General features: G+C 58.8%; 21 protein-coding genes. 17 read left to right on the top strand and 4 right to left on the bottom strand.

Annotated elements, in window-relative coordinates; translation table 11 throughout:
• Position 1 precedes the first annotated feature (1 nt).
• The 8 genes from ACOYXH_RS04555 to ACOYXH_RS04590 all read left to right on the top strand — a co-directional run bounded on the left by ACOYXH_RS04555 (position 2) and on the right by ACOYXH_RS04590 (position 7517).
• On the top strand, positions 2 to 1138 hold the full coding sequence (locus ACOYXH_RS04555) for a protein-glutamate methylesterase/protein-glutamine glutaminase (protein WP_095050191.1): 1137 nt from the start codon (positions 2 to 4) through the stop codon (positions 1136 to 1138).
• Positions 1138 to 1878 carry a flagellar motor protein gene (locus ACOYXH_RS04560; protein ID WP_003222929.1) on the top strand — a complete coding sequence of 247 codons (741 nt, stop codon included), beginning with the start codon at positions 1138 to 1140 and terminating at the stop codon, positions 1876 to 1878. The genes ACOYXH_RS04555 and ACOYXH_RS04560 overlap by 1 nt, the downstream gene beginning before the upstream one ends.
• 12 nt (positions 1879 to 1890) lie before the next feature.
• Positions 1891 to 2781 carry a flagellar motor protein MotD gene (gene motD / locus ACOYXH_RS04565; protein WP_093439795.1) on the top strand — a complete coding sequence of 297 codons (891 nt, stop codon included), beginning with the start codon at positions 1891 to 1893 and terminating at the stop codon, positions 2779 to 2781.
• A 43-nt stretch (positions 2782 to 2824) separates the two neighbouring features.
• Positions 2825 to 3613, top strand: coding sequence for a ParA family protein (locus ACOYXH_RS04570; RefSeq protein WP_008077691.1), 789 nt, complete (start codon positions 2825 to 2827; stop codon positions 3611 to 3613).
• A gap of 116 nt (positions 3614 to 3729) precedes the next feature.
• On the top strand, positions 3730 to 4680 hold the full coding sequence (locus ACOYXH_RS04575; RefSeq protein WP_460410290.1) for a CheW domain-containing protein: 951 nt from the start codon (positions 3730 to 3732) through the stop codon (positions 4678 to 4680).
• Between the two features lie 90 nt (positions 4681 to 4770).
• Positions 4771 to 5256 carry a chemotaxis protein CheW gene (locus tag ACOYXH_RS04580; protein ID WP_095050193.1) on the top strand — a complete coding sequence of 162 codons (486 nt, stop codon included), beginning with the start codon at positions 4771 to 4773 and terminating at the stop codon, positions 5254 to 5256.
• Entirely contained in the window at positions 5257 to 5652 is a 396-nt protein-coding gene (locus ACOYXH_RS04585) for a DUF2802 domain-containing protein (RefSeq protein ID WP_220558329.1), read from the top strand.
• 218 nt (positions 5653 to 5870) lie between these two features.
• A complete protein-coding gene (locus ACOYXH_RS04590; RefSeq protein ID WP_258709440.1) occupies positions 5871 to 7517 on the top strand; it encodes a hypothetical protein in 1647 nt (548 codons plus the stop codon).
• 77 nt (positions 7518 to 7594) lie between these two features.
• Here ACOYXH_RS04590 and ACOYXH_RS04595 read toward each other — a convergent pair whose 3' ends face one another.
• The 4 genes from ACOYXH_RS04595 to fliK form a co-directional block, all read right to left on the bottom strand.
• Positions 7595 to 8242: a hypothetical protein gene (locus ACOYXH_RS04595; RefSeq protein WP_095126512.1), complete on the bottom strand. Its 648-nt coding sequence runs from the start codon at positions 8240 to 8242 to the stop codon at positions 7595 to 7597.
• A gap of 53 nt (positions 8243 to 8295) precedes the next feature.
• On the bottom strand, positions 8296 to 10020 hold the full coding sequence (locus ACOYXH_RS04600; protein ID WP_460410291.1) for a hypothetical protein: 1725 nt from the start codon (positions 10018 to 10020) through the stop codon (positions 8296 to 8298).
• 277 nt (positions 10021 to 10297) lie between these two features.
• Positions 10298 to 10627: an EscU/YscU/HrcU family type III secretion system export apparatus switch protein gene (locus ACOYXH_RS04605; protein ID WP_095050198.1), complete on the bottom strand. Its 330-nt coding sequence runs from the start codon at positions 10625 to 10627 to the stop codon at positions 10298 to 10300.
• Positions 10624 to 12198, bottom strand: coding sequence for a flagellar hook-length control protein FliK (fliK, locus tag ACOYXH_RS04610; protein ID WP_460410292.1), 1575 nt, complete (start codon positions 12196 to 12198; stop codon positions 10624 to 10626). The genes ACOYXH_RS04605 and fliK overlap by 4 nt, the downstream gene beginning before the upstream one ends.
• Before the next feature lie 197 nt (positions 12199 to 12395).
• Here fliK and ccmA point away from each other — a divergent pair, with 197 nt between their 5' ends.
• From ccmA to ccmI, 9 genes are all read left to right on the top strand, one after another.
• Positions 12396 to 13031 (top strand): cytochrome c biogenesis heme-transporting ATPase CcmA, encoded by a 636-nt coding sequence (gene ccmA / locus ACOYXH_RS04615; RefSeq protein ID WP_034151524.1) that lies wholly within the window; start codon positions 12396 to 12398, stop codon positions 13029 to 13031.
• Positions 13028 to 13696: a heme exporter protein CcmB gene (gene ccmB, locus ACOYXH_RS04620; RefSeq protein WP_008083427.1), complete on the top strand. Its 669-nt coding sequence runs from the start codon at positions 13028 to 13030 to the stop codon at positions 13694 to 13696. Before ccmA ends, ccmB begins: the two co-directional genes overlap by 4 nt.
• 78 nt (positions 13697 to 13774) lie before the next feature.
• Positions 13775 to 14530 carry a heme ABC transporter permease gene (locus tag ACOYXH_RS04625; RefSeq protein WP_016987487.1) on the top strand — a complete coding sequence of 252 codons (756 nt, stop codon included), beginning with the start codon at positions 13775 to 13777 and terminating at the stop codon, positions 14528 to 14530.
• Positions 14527 to 14703 carry a heme exporter protein CcmD gene (gene ccmD / locus ACOYXH_RS04630; protein ID WP_003222944.1) on the top strand — a complete coding sequence of 59 codons (177 nt, stop codon included), beginning with the start codon at positions 14527 to 14529 and terminating at the stop codon, positions 14701 to 14703. Before ACOYXH_RS04625 ends, ccmD begins: the two co-directional genes overlap by 4 nt.
• A complete protein-coding gene (gene ccmE / locus ACOYXH_RS04635) occupies positions 14700 to 15155 on the top strand; it encodes a cytochrome c maturation protein CcmE (RefSeq protein WP_085699419.1) in 456 nt (151 codons plus the stop codon). Before ccmD ends, ccmE begins: the two co-directional genes overlap by 4 nt.
• A gap of 3 nt (positions 15156 to 15158) precedes the next feature.
• Positions 15159 to 17147, top strand: a complete 1989-nt coding sequence (locus ACOYXH_RS04640) for a heme lyase CcmF/NrfE family subunit (protein ID WP_095050202.1) — start codon at positions 15159 to 15161, stop codon at positions 17145 to 17147.
• Positions 17144 to 17680 carry a DsbE family thiol:disulfide interchange protein gene (locus tag ACOYXH_RS04645; RefSeq protein ID WP_093439831.1) on the top strand — a complete coding sequence of 179 codons (537 nt, stop codon included), beginning with the start codon at positions 17144 to 17146 and terminating at the stop codon, positions 17678 to 17680. Before ACOYXH_RS04640 ends, ACOYXH_RS04645 begins: the two co-directional genes overlap by 4 nt.
• Positions 17677 to 18147 (top strand): cytochrome c-type biogenesis protein, encoded by a 471-nt coding sequence (locus tag ACOYXH_RS04650; protein WP_095050203.1) that lies wholly within the window; start codon positions 17677 to 17679, stop codon positions 18145 to 18147. Before ACOYXH_RS04645 ends, ACOYXH_RS04650 begins: the two co-directional genes overlap by 4 nt.
• Entirely contained in the window at positions 18144 to 19346 is a 1203-nt protein-coding gene (gene ccmI, locus ACOYXH_RS04655) for a c-type cytochrome biogenesis protein CcmI (RefSeq protein WP_095050204.1), read from the top strand. The genes ACOYXH_RS04650 and ccmI overlap by 4 nt, the downstream gene beginning before the upstream one ends.
• The last annotated feature ends 22 nt before the right edge of the window (positions 19347 to 19368 follow it).

Here is a 19368-nt window from a genome sequence, read left to right on the forward strand (position 1 = left end):
TATGGCAGTCAAAGTCCTGGTGGTGGACGATTCGGGTTTTTTCCGCCGCCGCGTCTCGGAAATTCTTTCAGCGGATCCGAGCATCCAGGTGGTCGGCACCGCAACCAACGGTAAAGAGGCGATTGATCAGGCGCTGGCGCTCAAGCCGGACGTGATCACCATGGACTACGAGATGCCGATGATGGACGGCATCACGGCGGTGCGGCACATCATGCAGCGCTGCCCGACCCCGGTGTTGATGTTCTCCTCGCTGACGCACGAAGGCGCCCGGGTCACCCTGGATGCGCTGGACGCCGGCGCGGTGGATTTCCTGCCGAAGAATTTCGAAGACATCTCGCGCAATCCCGAGAAGGTCAAGCAACTGCTGTGCGAGAAAGTGCATAGCATCTCGCGCAGTAATCGTCGTTTCAGTGCTTACAGCGCGCCTGCGCCGGTTGCGGCACCAGCGCCGACGCCTGCTCCGGCAGCGTCGAGCTTCAGCAGCCACAGCACCAGTGCACCAACGCGTCCGGCTCCAGCTCCAGCGCCGACTCGCGCCCCGGCCGCCAGCGCTTCGTCGCCCGCGCCGAAACGCAAGGCCTACAAACTGGTTGCCATCGGTACCTCGACTGGCGGCCCGGTTGCCTTGCAACGCGTGCTGACTCAGTTGCCAGCGAACTTCCCGGCGCCGATCGTGCTGATCCAGCACATGCCGGCAGCGTTCACCAAGGCCTTCGCCGAACGTCTCGACAAGCTCTGCCGCATCAGCGTCAAGGAAGCCGAGGATGGCGACATCCTGCGTCCGGGCCTGGCGTTGCTCGCACCGGGTGGCAAGCAAATGATGATCGACGGCCGTGGCGCGGTGAAAATCCTCCCGGGCGACGAACGTCTGAACTACAAGCCGTGCGTGGACATCACCTTCGGTTCGGCGGCGAAATCCTACGGCGACAAAGTTCTGGCGGTGGTGTTGACCGGCATGGGCGCCGACGGCCGTGAAGGCGCGCGTCTGCTCAAGCAGGGCGGCAGCGCGGTGTGGGCACAGGATGAGGCAAGCTGCGTGATCTACGGCATGCCGATGGCCATCGTTAAAGCCGACCTCGCCGACGCGGTGTACAGCCTCGACGACATCGGCAAGCACATTGTCGAGGCGTGTCTCTGATGGATGTTTTAAGCCTTATCGGGATCATCATGGCGTTCGTCGCCATCATCGGTGGTAACTACCTTGAAGGTGGTCACCTCGGTGCGCTGGCCAACGGCCCGGCGGCATTGATCGTACTGGGCGGCACCATCGGTGCCGCACTGCTGCAATCGCCGATGAGCGCGTTCAAACGCGCCATGCAGATTCTGGCGTGGATCCTGTTTCCGCCACGGGTCGATCTGGCCGGTGGTATCGATCGCGTCGTCAACTGGAGCCTCACCGCGCGCAAGGAAGGCCTGCTGGGTCTGGAAGGCGTGGCTGATGCCGAACCTGACAACTACTCGCGCAAAGGCCTGCAACTGCTGGTCGATGGCGCCGAGCCGGAAGCGATCCGCAGCATCCTCGAAGTGGACTTCTACACCCAGGAAGCCCGTGACATCGAAGCGGCGAAAGTCTTTGAAAGCATGGGCGGCTACGCGCCAACCATCGGCATCATCGGTGCGGTGATGGGCCTGATCCACGTGATGGGCAACCTCGCCGATCCGACGCAATTGGGCAGCGGCATTGCCGTGGCCTTCGTCGCGACCATTTACGGCGTGGCCAGTGCCAACCTGGTGTTGCTGCCAGTGGCGGCCAAGCTGAAGTCAATCGCGTTGCGGCAGTCGCGTTATCGCGAAATGTTGCTGGAAGGGATCTTGTCGATCGCCGAAGGTGAAAACCCTCGCTCCATTGAGTTGAAGCTGCAAGGCTTCATGGATTAAGGGAATAACCTCATGGCACGTCGTCGCCACCAGGAAGAGCATGTAAACCACGAACGCTGGCTGGTTTCCTACGCTGACTTCATCACGCTGCTGTTCGCGTTCTTCGTGGTCATGTACTCGATTTCGTCGATCAACGAAGGCAAGTACAAAGTCATTTCCGAAGCGCTGATCGGCGTCTTCACCGACTCCGACCGCTCGCTCAAACCGATCCCGATTGGCGATGAACGACCGAAGACCGTGACCCCGGCCAAGCCGCTGGTCAAGGACGCTGAGCAGGTTGACGCCGGTATTGCCGGTGCCAGCGATCCGCTGAAAAGCATCGCCGATGACATCAGCGCCGCGTTCGGCGATTTGATCAGCTCCAATCAGATGACCGTGCGCGGCAACGAGTTGTGGGTCGAGATCGAGCTCAACTCCAGCCTGTTGTTCGGCAGCGGCGACGCCATGCCGAGTGACATCGCCTTCAACATCATCGACAAGGTTGCAGCGATTCTGAAACCGTTCGATAACCCGATCCATGTCGAAGGTTTCACCGACGATCAACCGATCCGCACTGCGCAGTACCCGACCAACTGGGAGCTGTCCTCGGCGCGCTCGGCGAGCATCGTGCGCATGCTGGCGATGCAGGGCGTCAACCCTGGTCGCCTGGCATCAGTGGGTTACGGTGAGTTTCAGCCGGTGGCCAACAACGCCACCGCTGAAGGCCGCGCGAAGAACCGTCGCGTCGTACTGGTGGTGTCGCGAAACCTCGATGTGCGCCGCAGCCTGACCGGCACTGGAACCGCCCATGCGCAACCGGATGCTGCGTTGAAGCGTGCTGGCACACAAACTGCACCGACCCCGGTCAAGACGCCGGGACGCGAGAGTGCCGTCAATTCTCCGTCACCCGCATTAACACGCTGAGCTATGTCTCGGTCGAGCATATCGGCCGGGAGGAACGAACCGAATGAGAGTCTGGGCAGTCGCCAATCAAAAGGGTGGTGTCGGTAAAACCACATCTTCCATCGCTTTAGCCGGATTGCTGGCGGAGGCGGGCAAGCGCGTGGTTGTGGTCGATCTCGACCCGCACGGCTCGATGACCAGCTATTTCGGCTATGACCCCGACAGCCTGGAACACAGCAATTACGACCTGTTTCTGCACAAGGGCAGCGTGCCGCAAGGCCTGCCGGGGCAGTTGCTGTTGTCGACCAGCGACGAACGCATTTCCCTGCTGCCATCGAGCACCGCGTTGGCAACCCTTGAGCGGCAGTCGCCGGGACAGAGTGGCTTGGGTCTGGTGATCGCCAAGAGTCTGGCGCAGCTGTGGCAGGACTTTGATTACGCCGTCATCGACAGCCCGCCGTTGCTCGGCGTGCTGATGGTCAACGCCCTCGCGGCGAGCCAGCAACTGGTGATCCCGGTGCAGACCGAACACCTGGCCGTCAAAGGCCTGGAACGCATGGTCAACACCCTGGCGATGATCAACCGCTCGCGCAAACAGGCGCTGCCGTTCAGCATCGTGCCGACCCTGTTTGATCGTCGTACCCAGGCATCGATGCATACCTTGCGCGTGCTGCGCGACAAATTCCCCGACGAGATCTGGCAGGGTTACATCCCGGTCGACACCCGTCTGCGCGACGCCAGCCGTGCCGGTGTCACGCCTTCGCAATTCGACGGCAAGAGCCGTGGCGTGCTGGCGTATCGCGCGCTGCTCAAGCATCTGTTGGCGCAACAACTTGTTCCGCAGGTGGCTTGAATGACGTTGAACCTTGTAGGAGCTGCCGCAGGCTGCGATCTTTTGATCTTGCTTAGTGGCGCTCCTGAAAAGATCAAAAGATCGCAGCCTGCGGCAGCTCCTACAGGGGACTGTGCATGAACCGGCCTTTGAAGTTGACGTCGAAGCCGCAGTTGGCCTTGCAGTCGTATCTGGACAGTTTGCTCCAGGAAATTCCTGACGCGTTGCCGACGCCAGTCGAAGTTGTCGAAGAAAGTACCGAGGCGCTGGACGAGTTTCAGGCCGCAGTGCTGGAAGAGCAGGCGCGTGACGCGCAGAAGGCTGCCAAACCTGTCGCACCGGTTGTTGCGCCTGCCGCCGCACCGGTCGCCAAGGCATCGGTTACATTGATTGAAGAAGCCGAGCCGGTTCGCGCGCCGGTCTCGACATTGGCACCGCTGCTGCAAACCCAATTGCTGAAAACCGCGCCGGAACCGGCAGTGGTCGAACCGGCCCCAGCTCCGGTTGCACCCGCGCCTGTCGAACAGACGCTGGTCCCGCCGCTGGTGGAGGTACATCTGCCGCCGAGCAATACGCCGCCAGCGGTGGAAACCGATGGTCGCCCGGCCTGGGCCTCGGAAGCGTTCGAATGCCTGCTGTTCGACGTCGCCGGGCTGACCCTCGCGGTGCCGCTGGTGTGCCTCGGCTCGATCTACTCGCTGGCCGGCCACGAGCTGACGCCGCTGTTCGGTCAGCCGGAATGGTTCCTCGGCATCCTGCCGAGCCAGGCCGGTAATTTGAAAGTGTTGGACACCGCGCGCTGGGTCATGCCGGATCGCTACCGCGATGACTTCCGTCAGGGCCTGCAGTACGTGATTTCGGTACAAGGTTACGAGTGGGGGCTGGCGGTGCATCAGGTCAGCCGCTCGTTGCGTCTGGACCCGAATGAAATCAAATGGAGAAGTCACCGGGGTCAGCGGCCATGGCTCGCCGGCACCGTGATTGAGCACATGTGTGCATTGCTTGACGTTTCCGCACTGGCCGAGTTGATCGCCAGCGGTGGGGCAAAGCACCTCGGCGGCCACAAGCCGCTACATAAACCGACATAGCAGCCGACATAACAATCAGGCGACGGCATTGTTGAATGCCGCCACACAGAACACACACCGCTCAGAGCGGTTTTTTCGAGGGGTCAGGGTATGAGTAGTCAGGCGACGAATGCAAAAGGTTCTGAAGATCCGATCCTGCAATGGGTGACCTTCAAACTGGACAACGAGACTTACGGCATCAACGTAATGCGCGTTCAGGAAGTGCTGCGCTACACCGAGATCGCTCCGGTGCCGGGCGCGCCAAGCTACGTGCTGGGTATCATCAACCTGCGCGGTAACGTGGTCACCGTGATCGACACCCGTCAGCGCTTCGGCCTGAGCACCGGTGAGATCAGCGACAACACCCGTATCGTCATCATCGAAGCCGACAAGCAAGTCGTCGGCATCATGGTCGACAGCGTGGCCGAAGTGGTTTATCTGCGTCAGTCGGAAATCGAGACGGCGCCGAACGTTGGCAACGAAGAGTCGGCCAAGTTCATCCAGGGCGTGTGCAACAAGAACAACGAGTTGCTGATCCTGGTCGAGCTGGACAAGATGATGAGCGAAGAAGAATGGTCGGAACTGGAGAGCATCTGATTGATTCTCGAGGTCGCGGTCATTGTCCTGTTCCTCTTCTGGGCAGGCACACTGGCAATGTTTGTGTCGTACATCAAGGCGCAGCGGGTGATCGCTGCGCAACAGGCTCAGGGCGATGCGTTGCGTGACCAGCGCATCAAAGACTTGGCCAAGCGTGTCGACGACTACCAGAACGGCAACGTGCGCATGGGCGACGCCCTGCACGAGTTGCGCGCGGTGGTGAATCCGTTGCCGGACAAGATTGTCGCGCTTGAACAACGCGACCCGTCGAGCCTGTCATTCGCCCAGGCGGCGAAACTGGTGGGCATGGGCGCAAGCGTGGATGAACTGACTCAGTCGTGTGGGTTGACCCAGGCTGAGGCGGAGTTGATGCGCAAGTTACATAAGGGCAGCTAAGAGCTTCGAGCTTATAGCGGCAAGCAATATCAAAAGATCGCAGCGTTCGGCAGCGCCTACAGGGGAAACGCTAATCCTGATGTAGGAGCGGTCGAAGGCTGCGATCTTTTCATTTATGCATAAAGTACCGCCTGTCGGGACTGTCAGATCTGACAGTAGATAACAATCTTCGATGCTCAACATACTCAAGATGAAATCAACTTCATCAGGGTGTGAATATGAAACTCTTACTGTTCTTGACTTTAGTTTTTTCCGCTGCTGTTAATGCCATGTCTGGTCCGGCGTTAGTGGCAGACTTGAATGCAAAATATCAAAACAATGTTGCGCAGTGTTCAAATGGCACTCCTGCCTATTATTGTTCCGGTGTTCTTTTGCGGGCGGTAGACTACAGCACATTTTTCAAATTCTGGGATTATGGTTCACAGGCGACAAAGCTTGGATCCGTTGCATTCACTTATATCCGCTCGGATGTCGGTAGTACTGCACTTAACGGAAACAGAAAAAGCGGCTTTATCTTGAAGGACCAGACTTCAGCATTGGCGGTGGGTAAGGCCGTGAGTCTGCGTTGTATTTTCCCTTTTCCGACCGAATCACTCAATGAACGGGCAGACCACGGTTGTGGATTTGCACCGAAAGTGGCACAAGCGGATCCTGATCTTGCCAATTGTGCAAAGTTATGGGGCTCTCCCACTACGGCTGCGGCATGGTTGAAAAATTTCAAGGAACATGATTCTTTGCCAAAGAACCAATGTTCGTTAAGTACGGTTGTCGCTGCGCAATTCAAGGCTAGTCTGGAAGCACACAAGCTCATGGATGCAACGTGGACGGCCAAGCCCACTGAGGTCCTGGTTGAAACCTGGGATGAAAGCAAGCCTGAGAAACTTCCAGTCGAGGCCGTGTTTTACGAGGCTTCATCACCGGCTAAATTGGCGGACGCGCAGAAATTTCAACGTGAGTATTATCTTGAGACGTCTTTGTACGTCCCTATTGTGAAAATCAATATGGCCGCAGCCAACAAGCAGATATTCAGTTTTGATGCGAAAGATCAACGATTCGGTCAGTTGGTCGCGGAAAGGCTGAACAGCCGATACAACAATGTTTCAAATAACTGTAGCGCAAAGCCTGCGTATTATTGCAGTGGTGTGATAGTGCGTACCACTGGGGCCAAGCCGTCTTACCATTCCTGGAATCCAAGCCCTACGGCAATCAACAAGAAAGGGGTTCCTTTTTCTTACCTGCGTAAGGATTTAGGCATCACAAAACTGGCGTGGGGAGATCTTCACGGTTTTATTTTCAAGGACTTCGCCACTGCAGAGCGGCTGGGCACCTATCCGATCAGCCTACTGTGCTCGTTTCCTACGGATGCCGCGAGTTGGTACCGCGCAGGCGTTGGTGGTTGTGGAGCGCACAGTTCCTATCCCGCCAACAGTCGTTCCTGCCCCGAAGAAGGTGTCACCACTCTAGAGAAGTGGAAAACACATTATCGATCAGTGGCGGGTTCCGGATCTTTTTCAAACAGAAATAAACATCAATGTGGATTCACTTCTAGTGTTGAACAGTTTGCCATCAGCCTTGAAGCGCGAGCTCATTTTGAGCCGCCTGCGGGTGAGCGCCCACAGCACAACGAGATAATCATGTCTCTTTGGCCCCAGGATATTCCGAAGCAACTACCGCTTTACGCGTTTTTCTATCTTCAACGCCAAGACGGTGGTTCAGGGGTGACGGGGGCCAAGTACATCCAGCAGGACTATTTCAACATGACCGGTGATGTGTTGCCTGTTATCAGAGTGGATCTTGCACCCGGGGCAGCGGCCGCGTTCAGTTTTCATGAAGCAGATCAGGCCACAGCGGTGAAAGGACGTTAAGCGCGCTCGTCGCGATTGAGGTTGAAAGGCATAAGGTGTGGATTATCTGCACTTTATGCCTTTTTTTTCGGGGGGATTCAAAGCGTGACGCGCAATACACGAGAAAACATTAGATTATCGTTAGAGCCTGAGCGGTGAACGCTGTAGTTTATCGGCACGACCTTGCCCGCATTTTCTGTTACCCAGTGTGCCGGAATGTTAAAGGTCATCGACGAACTGTTTTGAATCGGCTGGCTCTCGGTATCCCGGACCACCACGCCATGCCACCTTACTCTTACGGTATAACCGGAAGTCATGTTCAAGAACTTGACGGTTACATTTTTTCTGTCTGCGGAAAGTCGCGGCTGACTGAGATCAAATAGTTGTGGGTCGATACTCAATGAGAGTGATTTGGAAATGAGCAGCGGCGCGCCAGGGGTCGGGCGGACGCTATAGTTGACAGTGACAAGGCTGTCAATGGAATCGATAACTTCCAGGCGAGGAATTCTAAAGTTCAGCTTTCCGGGGATGCCTACGGTCAGTGTCTCGGTGTCATATTTATAACGGCCATTTGTCCAGCGTACCCTCACGGTTTGCCCGCCGAGCATGCCGACGTAGTGTGGCACCTGCACATTGACATGTGTGCTGTTATAAACGTCGTTGAAGTTCAGACGTTTACCGTCAGCACCGTAGGCCTCCAGAACTTTGGGGGCAGTAAGGTCCAATGCATTGAGTTCAGTACTCATCTCTTTAACTCCTTTTGGGGGACATCAAGTGCGCGGCGGATTGCCTGCACTGCTTACAGCTCTACTCTCAATACCTGAGAGAACTGGCTTTGCTCATCGATACCGATCTGATTCACGCTGTAGTTGATCAATACGGTTTTTCCTTTGTTTTCTGATACCCAGTCCGCGGGGATTGAAAACTCTGCAGTGACCCCTGTTTTCATATCCTGCCATTGCGTCCGGCGGGTGATGATTCCGCCCAAACGGACGCGTGCCTGATATCCGTTGGCCATTGCCGGATATCGCACCGTCACTGTGGTTTGGTCGGGGGTAAGCCTTGGAGGGGGCAGCACGAATTCCTGGGCGTCTACCGCCAGGCTAAGCGGATCGGATCGGTGCAATGGGCCGTTCGGGTAGGTACGTACCGTGAAACTGACGGGAACGGTACTGCCTATGGAATCCACAACTTCCATGCGTGGAACGTTCAGGTTCATTGCGCCAACGGCCGTCACCGGTGTGATTGCACTGTCGTAGACATGGCGCGCGGACGCGTAACGGACACGAATGGTCTGCCCAATCGCCATTCCTACATATTGTTCAATCTGAACTGTTATGTGCCTGGCAGTGTAGATGTCGGACATTTTCAGGCGATCACCTTGCGCGCCATAGGCTTCCAGGACTTTGGCGGGCTTCAAGATGATTGTGGTTTTGACTGTGAAGGATTTAGCCTCGGACTCGGGCGATGCACTTCCACGAGCCACGCGCAAGGTGACATTGACCGCGCTTTGGTCGCTTTCGTTGGCCCAAGCCAACGGTATAGGGAACTCTAGTGCTCCGTTTCCTGAATAGGTCTTGGGCGTAGTCTCGCGCTCTATTCGCCCCTGCCAATGAACGCGGACGCTGTCGTCGGCCAATAGACCGGCACCTGAGGCAACAACCTGAATGCTGGAAAGGTAAGCAGGATCCAGTACATCTCCTTGTTCGCCTGTAACCGTGGGTGCAGGTATGCGATTCACGTTTACGCTGACTTCAGTGGGAATGGCCCAAGGGGCAAAGGCATGTGGACGGTTGCCACAGCGATCAATCACCTGGAAGGTAATTGAGTGCTTACCATCCCCCGCACGCTTGATCAGCTTCTCATCGAACAAGATTAAAATCGGATGGTTTTTCGGGTCACTTATTTGCTCAGGAGTGACGGGATAAAACATCACCTGTTCTTCATTGCCCCATCGCGCCATTATGCGGTCGAATGGCGTGATGTTCGGATAAGGTTCGATAAGCATGACAATGCCGTTTTTTGCCATTGCGGCATCGACACCCTTCCCGATATCGGGAATGAAGCTATACAACAGGCGGGGATGACCTTGGGGTTCGGGTTTATCGAGCACACCACCCGGAAGTGTTCGCTTGATCAGAATGTTGAGCTTGAACGAGTCGGCTTCGTTGTGGCTGGAACGGATAATACGATAAAAAACCGGAAACGCCCTTCCATCCAGTATCTGGCCCGCCGGTACATGGAAAAAAACGGGGGCTGTAAGTTTTTCGGAGGTGTCGAGGATTTCCGTCAGTACGGGAGTTACGTCGTCGCCCCAGAAGAGCTGGCACCTTTGGCCTATTGCGTTATCGAGCCACGGATCAACGCTGACGAGCAGATCGGCATTAAGGGGGGCGGCGCCAATGCCGCCGTGGTAACCCTCATTACCACCAATCGGTGAAATCCATGCGGGAATATCTGGTGCTCCTAGGGCCAGCGTATTGCTGTCCGTGGAGTTCTCATCGGTCTCGGGGGGCAAAGTCATCGGAGTACTCCTGTCAGGGCAGCGCCGAGAACTATTCCATCGGAGCTGTCACTTCATCAGGCGACAACCGCGACTTTTCGCGCAACTGTCAGATCTGACAGTTGCGATGAACGGTATAACTGGGTGGGGCTTCGAGTCAGAGCCGGGGCGATCGCGTCGCTAGAAGATTCAAGCGGCAAGCAAAATCAAAAGATCGCAGCCTTCGGCAGCTCCTACATCAGGATTAGCGTTTCCCCTGTAGGCGCTGCCGAAGGCTGCGATCTTTTGCTTTCAGGGCTTAATAATCATCCCCACGCTCGGTAACATCCTTCTCGACCATCGGCGCATTCGGGTCCTGCCCCTCGGGGAATTTGCCCTTCAGGTTCCACGCAAACGCGATGATTTCGGCGATGGTGCGGTACAACTCTTCGGGAATGCTGTCGCCCAGTTCCATCCGCGCCAGCAAGCGCACCAACTCGGCGTTCTCGTAGATTGGGACTTCGCAATCGCGAGCAATGCGCAGGATTTCTTCGGCCAGTTCGTCATCACCTTTGGCGGTGAGGGTTGGCGCGTGGTTGCCGTCGTATTTGAGGGCGATGGCCTGGCGTGGGGCAGTGGAGTCGTTCATGCGGTTTCGTCGACCCAGCGATGTTCAAGACGGGTTTGGTTGCCTTGCGGCGGGGTGCCATGGTGGCAGTCGATGTCGCCGACGTTCAGCCCGCGATCGAGCAGGCGCTGGCGCAGGGCAAACAGGTTGTTTTCGATGAGTTCGGCGGTGTATGGCCGTTCGGCCCACAGTTGGCTGGACAGGCTGCCGGCGATCAGTTGCGCCTGAATCTGCATCGGCCCGAGCGGTTCCATGTCGAACGCCAGATCGACGCGCCACAGTTGCTGCTTGGGCTCGCGCTCGTCGCGGCGTTCGTTGGGTTGCGGTTCTCGCTCCGGCGCTTCTTCACGCTGAAACTTGACCTGCAACGGCACGATGTCCTGCAGATTGCGCATGGGGATTTCCAGTTGCCAGGTGCTGAGCAGGCGCCCATCGTCGGTGACGCCGGTCTGCTCCAGGCTCGACAGTTGATGGCTTTGCAGGCGCGAAACAGCGGCAGCAGCGAGGCGCAACAACTGTTCCAGATCGCCTTCGCCGTCCAGACTTTGCAGCAGGCGGTCGGGCAGCGGGAAGCTGCTCGGTACAGGTTTGGCGCTGACCTGGCCGAGCATGCCGAGGGCGTTACGGACGAAACTCGGCAGCGCTTGCGCCAGGGTGTTGGCGGCGATGATTGCGTTGAAACTGGTGCTGCTCGGCAGGCCCGGGGTCAGTTGTGCGATCAGCTTGAGCAGATCGGCTTTCATGTCCGGTGCCAGCGTCGGGTTCTGCCCGGTCAGCAGTTTGCCTTCGAGGAACACGCCGCTGTTGGCCAGGGCAAGGGCCACGCCTTTGGCAGTGCTCAGTTGTTGCACGTCCGGGAGGCTGGCAAGGAGCTTGTCGACCACCGCGCGTAGATCCGCAGAGGTTTGGTCGGTGGCGGGTGGCAGGTTTTGCAGCGCGTTCAACAACCCGCTCAGCGACGCCTGACGACTTTGCTGGCCGAGCAGTTGCTGACTCACGGCCAGTTGTTCCTGGCGACTGCTCATCGGCAGGAATTTCAGGGTTTGTGCGTCTTCGACCAACGCCGACAGCAAAGTGCCGATGCGCAGCGGCTGCGGGCTGTCGATGGTCAGTGTGCTGCCGCTCTGCGCGGTGTTGAGCAAACTGACCAGCGAGCGGAACACCGCTGCCTGCCCCGGCGTCTGCGGCAGCGCCTGCGAGGTCAGCACCTTGCCTTGCAGCAGGGTGCCGACCGGCAATTGTGCGGTGTCGATGCGGGTGAGGGTGGCGACGCTGTTGGCAATGGCTTGTTGCACAGTAATCGCCAGATTGCCCGCCGAGGGCTGAGTGATCGCCAGACTGGTGCCTTGGGGTAGCGGCAGATTGCTGGTCGCTTGCACGGTGGTCTGGCGGCCGCCGTCGACGGTCACCTTGAGCAATAACTGAAAAGTCTGATCCGCCTGCTTGAGCGACAACACCTCGGCCTTGGCGCTCTGCCCGGCGCCGATCAGGCCTTCGACCGGGGTCAGCAGCTTGAGCAGCTCACCGACCTGCGGGCGAACGGTCGCCGGGGGGGTGGGCGGGAGCGGGAGGATGTTTATTTCGCCTGTCATACGCGGACACAACCTGAGGAAAATGCACTCTTGAGAGTAAGGCACGACATGTATAATGCCGCCCGTCTTGCGCTTCGAATAAAAAACATAGCAATTGTTTGACCCAGCTCTCTAGATCGAGCCGTCAATGCATCTATGCTGCATCTCTTTAACGGCCGCGCCAGAGCCGACTTGAACCGTATAAGGCCCGTGATCCCTTGACCAGTCCTGTCCTGCAAACCGTTGCCCTCGCGTGTGAACGTGATCTGCGGCTGCTCTTCGAAAACCTCGAATTGAGACTCGCCAGTGGCGATATGGTGCAGATCAGCGGGCCCAACGGCAGCGGTAAAACCAGCCTTTTACGCCTGTTGTCCGGTTTGATGCAGCCGACCGCCGGGCAAGTCCTGCTCAATGGCCAGCCGCTGACCGAACAACGCAGCGAACTCGCACGCAACCTGCTGTGGATCGGCCACGCCGCCGGGATCAAGGATTTGCTGACCCCGGAAGAAAACCTCTCCTGGCTCTGCGCCCTGCATCATCCCGCCGAGCGCGACGCCATCTGGCAAGCCTTGGCAGCCGTAGGATTACGCGGTTTCGAAGATGTTCCCTGCCACAGCCTGTCCGCCGGCCAGCAACGCCGTGTGGCGCTGGCGCGCTTGTATCTGGACAGCCCGCCGCTGTGGATTCTCGATGAACCGTTCACCGCCCTCGACAAACAGGGTGTGGCGCAGCTCGAAGAGCATCTGGCTGGACACTGCGAACGCGGTGGCCTGGTGGTGTTGACCACGCATCACACGCTGAGCCGGATGCCGGCCGGTTATCGCGATATCGATCTGGGGAACTGGGCAGTATGAGTGTGTTTGGCCTGCTGGTTGCCCGTGAATCCCGACTGCTGTTTCGCCGCCCGGCGGAACTGGCCAATCCGCTGATTTTCTTCGCCATCGTCATCGCGTTGTTCCCGCTGGCCGTCGGCCCGGAAACTCAAGTGTTGCAAAACCTGTCCCCCGGGTTAGTCTGGGTGGCGGCGCTGTTGTCGGTCCTGCTCTCACTGGACGGGCTGTTCCGCAGTGATTTCGAAGACGGATCCCTGGAACAGTGGGTCCTTTCGTCGCACCCGTTGCCACTTCTGGTCTTGGCCAAGGTGCTGGCACACTGGCTTTTCTCCGGTCTTGCGCTGGTTTTGCTCTCACCGTTGCTGGCGTTGATGCTCGGTTTACCTGCCGCCTGCCTGCCGGTTTTGCTGTTTTCGTTGCTGCTGGGAACACCGGTGTTGAGCTTACTCGGCGCGGTGGGCGCGGCACTGACGGTCGGTTTGAAACGTGGCGGCCTGTTGCTGGCGCTGCTGATTCTGCCGTTGTACATCCCGGTGTTGATCCTCGGCAGTGGCGCTTTGCAGGCAGCCCTCCAAGGCATGCCGGCGACCGGGTATCTGCTGTGGCTTGGTAGCCTGACCGCTCTGGCGATCACCCTGACACCGTTTGCAATAGCTGCTGGCCTGAAGATCAGCGTCGGCGAATAATGAGGTCTGGTTAAAATTTAACCAGCAAAGACCCTGAGACTGCTCACACCGATGAGCGGCACCCGTGATGGAAACAGTATGAACTGGACCTGGTTTCACAAGCTCGGCTCGCCCAAGTGGTTCTACGGCATCAGCAGCAAATTCTTGCCATGGCTGAGCATCGCAGCGTTGCTGTTGATTGGCGTCGGCGTCGTTTGGGGCCTGGCCTTCGCGCCGCCGGATTATCAGCAAGGCAACAGCTTTCGCATCATCTACATTCACGTACCTGCTGCGATGCTCGCTCAGTCGATCTACGTGATGCTGGCGGTGTGCGGCGTGGTCGGGCTGGTGTGGAAGATGAAACTGGCCGACGTCGCCCTGCAATGCGCCGCTCCGATCGGCGCGTGGATGACCGCCGTCGCGCTGGTCACCGGGGCGATCTGGGGCAAACCGACGTGGGGCTCGTGGTGGGTCTGGGACGCGCGCCTGACCTCGATGCTGATTCTGCTGTTCCTGTATTTCGGCGTGATCGCGCTGGGCAATGCCATCAGCAACCGTGACAGTGCCGCCAAGGCCTGTGCGGTATTGGCCATCGTCGGCGTGATCAACATCCCGATCATCAAATACTCGGTGGAGTGGTGGAACACCCTGCACCAGGGCGCGACCTTCACCCTGACTGAAAAACCGGCAATGCCTGCCGAAATGTGGCTGCCACTGCTGCTGACGGTGCTGGGTTTCTACTGCTTCTTCGGCGCCGTGCTGTTGCTGCGCATGCGTCTTGAAGTGCTTAAGCGTGAGGCCCGCGCCAGTTGGGTGAAAGAAGAAGTGCAGCACAGTCTGGAGGCCGCTCGATGAGTTTTGCTTCATTCGGCGACTTCCTCGCCATGGGCCATCATGGCCTGTATGTCTGGTCGGCCTACGGCATCTGTCTGGCGGTGCTGATCCTCAACGTGGTGGCGCCGATCGCGGCCCGCAAGCGTTATCTGCAACAAGAGGCGCGTCGTCTGCGCCGGGAGAACGGCAAGTGAATCCGCTGCGCAAGAAACGTCTGATCATCATTCTGGCCATTCTGGTCGGGGTCGGCGCTGCCGTCGGCCTGGCGCTCAGCGCCCTGCAGCAGAACATCAATCTGTTCTACACCCCGACCCAGATTGCCAACGGCGAAGCACCGCAAGACACGCGCATCCGTGCTGGCGGCATGGTCGAGAAGGGTTCGCTGCAACGCTCGCCGGATTCGCTCGACGTCAAATTCGTCGTCACCGACTTCAACAAATCCGTGACTATCACCTATCGCGGCATCCTCCCGGACTTGTTCCGTGAAGGGCAGGGCATTGTCGCCCTCGGCAAGCTCAACGCCGATGGCGTGGTGGTGGCCGATGAAGTGCTGGCCAAGCACGACGAGAAGTACATGCCACCGGAAGTGACCAAAGCCTTGAAAGACAGTGGTCAATCGGCACCAACGCCTGCGAAGGAGGGTTGATCGATGACGTCGACGATTTTTATTCCTGAGCTCGGCCATCTGGCGATGATTCTGGCCCTGTGTTTTGCCCTGGTGCAGGCCGTGGTGCCATTGGTCGGTGCTTGGCGTGGCGACCGTTTCTGGATGAGCCTGGCCCAGCCGGCGGCGTGGGGCCAGTTTGCTTTTCTGCTGTTCGCGTTCGGCATTCTGACCTACGCGTTCATGACCGATGACTTCTCCGTCGCGTATGTGGCGAACAACTCCAATACCGCGTTGCCGTGGTATTACAAATTCAGCGCGGTGTGGGGCGCCCACGAAGGTTCGTTGCTGCTGTGGGCGTTGATTCTCGGCGGCTGGACGTTCGCGGTGTCGGTGTTCTCGCGGCAGTTGCCGCAAGTCATGCTCGCTCGTGTACTGGCGGTGATGGGCATGATCAGCACCGGTTTCCTGCTGTTTCTGATCCTGACGTCCAACCCGTTCAAACGCATCCTGCCGCAAATGCCCAGCAATGGCGCCGACTTGAATCCGTTGTTGCAAGACATCGGCCTGATCGTGCATCCGCCGATGTTGTACATGGGTTATGTCGGCTTTTCGGTGGCGTTCGCTTTTGCCATCGCGGCATTGATGGGCGGTCGCCTTGATGCGGCGTGGGCACGCTGGTCGCGTCCATGGACCATCGTCGCCTGGGCCTTCCTCGGCATCGGCATTACCCTCGGTTCGTGGTGGGCCTATTACGAACTCGGCTGGGGCGGTTGGTGGTTCTGGGACCCGGTGGAGAACGCCTCGTTCATGCCTTGGCTGGTCGGCACCGCGCTGATTCACTCGCTGGCGGTCACGGAAAAACGTGGCGTGTTCAAGAGCTGGACGGTGTTGCTGGCGATTGCCGCGTTCTCGCTGAGCCTGCTCGGCACCTTCCTCGTGCGTTCCGGCGTGCTGACCTCGGTGCATGCGTTTGCCTCTGACCCGGAGCGCGGCGTGTTCATCCTGATCTTCCTGTTGTTTGTGGTCGGCGGCTCGCTGACGCTGTTCGCCCTGCGCGCACCAGTAGTCAAGAGTCAGGTCGGTTTCAACCTGTGGTCGCGGGAAACCCTGCTGCTGGGTAACAACCTGGTACTGGTCGTTGCTGCATCGATGATCCTGCTCGGCACGCTCTATCCACTGATTCTCGATGCCCTGAGCGGCGCGAAGATGTCGGTTGGCCCGCCGTACTTCAACGCGCTGTTCATCCCGTTGATGGGATTGCTGATGGTGGTGATGGCGATCGGCGTGATCGTGCGCTGGAAAGACACGCCGGTGAAATGGCTGGCCGGCATGCTGACCCCGGTATTGCTCGGCAGCGTCGCGCTGGCCGTGGTGGCTGGTGTCGCTTACGGCGATTTCAACTGGGCAGTGATCGCGACCTTCCTGCTCGCCGCGTGGGTGTTGCTCGCCGGTGCGCGCGACATTGTCGACAAGACTCGCCACAAAGGTTTGATCAAAGGTCTGCCGACGCTGACTCGCAGCTATTGGGGCATGCAGATCGCGCACCTGGGCATCGCCGTGTGTGCGTTGGGCGTGGTGTTGTCGAGCCAGAACAGTGCCGAGCGCGATCTGCGTCTGGCGCCGGGCGAGTCGATGGACTTGGCCGGATATCACTTCATCTTTGAAGGCGCCAAGCACTTCGAAGGGCCGAACTTCACCTCCGACAAGGGCACCATTCGGGTGATCCGCGACGGCAAGGAAATCAGCGTGCTGCACCCGGAAAAACGCCTGTATACCGTGCAGAGTTCGATGATGACCGAAGCCGGGATCGACGCTGGTTTCACTCGCGACCTCTACGTTGCCCTCGGCGAGCCGCTGGACAATGGCGCATGGGCGGTGCGCGTGCACGTCAAACCGTTTGTGCGCTGGATCTGGTTCGGCGGTTTGCTCACAGGTTTGGGTGGTTTGCTGGCGGCGCTGGATCGACGTTATCGGGTCAAGGTGAAAGCCAAGGTGCGTGAAGCACTGGGCATGACGGGAGCGGCTGCATGAGACGTTGGTTGATGCTGGTGCCACTGGCGATTTTCCTGCTGGTGGCGGTATTTCTTTATCGCGGTCTGTACCTCGATCCGGCGGAACTGCCGTCGGCGATGATCAACAAGCCGTTCCCGGAGTTTTCGTTGCCGGCAGTGCAGGGCGACAAGACCCTGACCAAGGCTGACATTCTCGGCAAACCGGCGCTGGTCAATGTCTGGGGCACCTGGTGCATTTCCTGCCGGGTCGAGCATCCGGTGCTGAACAAACTCGCCGAGCGTGGCGTGGTGATCTACGGCATCAACTACAAAGACACCAACGCCGATGCCTTGAAGTGGCTGGCCGAGTTCCACAATCCGTATGCGCTGGATATCCGCGACGAAGAGGGCTCGCTGGGCCTCAATCTGGGTGTGTACGGTGCACCGGAAACCTTCTTCATCGACGCCAAGGGCATCATTCGTGACAAGTACGTTGGCGTGATCGACGAGCAGGTCTGGCGCGAAAAACTCGCCGCCAAGTATCAGGCGCTGGTCGACGAGGCCAAGCCATGAAGCGCTTTCTGGCTGCCGTGGTTTTGGGCTTGAGTCTGGCCGGCGTCGCCCATGCCGCGATCGATACGTATGAGTTCGCCAAAGAAGGTGATCGCGAGCGTTTCCGTGAACTGACCAAGGAACTGCGCTGCCCCAAGTGCCAGAACCAGGACATCGCCGACTCCAACGCGCCGATTGCCGCGGACCTGCGTAAAGAGATTTTCCGCATGCTCGGCGAGGGCAAGGACAACCAGCAGATCATCGACTTCATGGTTGATCGCTACGGTGATTTCGTCCGCTACAAACCGGCGCTCAACGCCAAGACCGCACTGCTGTGGTTCGGCCCGGCCGGGCTGTTGCTCGGTGGTTTGGTGGTGATCGCGGTGATTGTCCGTCGTCGTCGCGGCCAGCGCGCCGAAACCCCGCAAGCGCTGTCCAGCGAAGAGCGTCAGCGCCTCGACCAACTGTTGGATAAAAACCAAGAATGATTGATTTCTGGCTTGCCGCAGGGCTGTTGCTTCTGGTCGCCCTGAGTTTTCTGCTGATCCCGGTTTTGCGTGAGCGTCGCGCCCAGCGTGAAGAGGATCGCACTGCCCTGAACGTCGCGCTGTATCAGGAGCGTGTCGCCGAGTTGCAATCGCAACAGGCTGAAGGTGTACTCGACGCGGCACAAATGGACAGCGGCCGTGCCGAGGCGGCGCGTGAGTTGCTGGCGGATACCGAAGGCGTTGCCGCACCGCGTGTGTCCAAGCTGGGTAAACCCTTGCCGTTGTTGGCGGCTGTGCTGGTTCCGGTGTTGGGCCTGGGTCTCTATCTGCATTTCGGCGCTGCCGACAAAGTCGAACTGACCCGCGAATTCGCCCAAGCACCGCAGTCCATGGAAGAGATGACCCAGCGTCTGGAACGTGCTGTCGCGGCGCAACCGGACTCTGCGGAAGGCCTGTATTTCCTCGGTCGTACTTACATGGCTCAGGAGCGTCCGGCGGACGCAGCGAAGATGTTTGAACGCGCCGCGAATCTGGCCGGTCGTCAACCGGAACTGCTCGGCCAGTGGGCGCAGGCGCAGTATTTTGCTGATGGCAAAAAGTGGTCGGCGAAGATTCAGGCCCTGACTGACGAGGCGCTGAAGGCCGATCCGAAAGAGGTCACCAGCCTTGGTCTGCTCGGCATCGCTGCGTTCGAAGGCGAGCGTTATCAGGAAGCCATCGATTACTGGAACCGCTTGCTGGCGCAATTGCCGCCGGACGACAACTCCCGCGCCGCGCTGCAAGGCGGGATCAAACGCGCCGCCGAGCGTCTGGAAGCCAGCGGTGGCAAGGTTGCTCAGGCGCCCGTAGCCGCGAAAGCCGCGCTGTTGAAAGTCAGCGTCAATCTGGCCAGCGAACTCAGAAGCAAAGTGCAACCGGGCGACAGCGTGTTTATCTTCGCCCGCGCCACCTCTGGCCCGCCGGCACCGCTGGCCGCCAAGCGTCTAACCGTGGCCGATCTACCGGTGACCGTCGAACTGGGCGATGCCGACGCAATGATGCCGCAGTTGAAACTGTCGAACTTCCCTGAAGTCCAACTGGTTGCGCGCATCTCCCGCGCCGGCCAACCGACCGCCGGTGAGTGGGTCGGTCGCAGCGGCCCTCTGGCCAGCAGCACCACTGCGCTACAAAAACTGACCATCGACAGCCCGGACAAATAACCGGACACAACAGGAAAGCACC

This window comes from Pseudomonas sp. Mb7 (assembly GCF_054790525.1).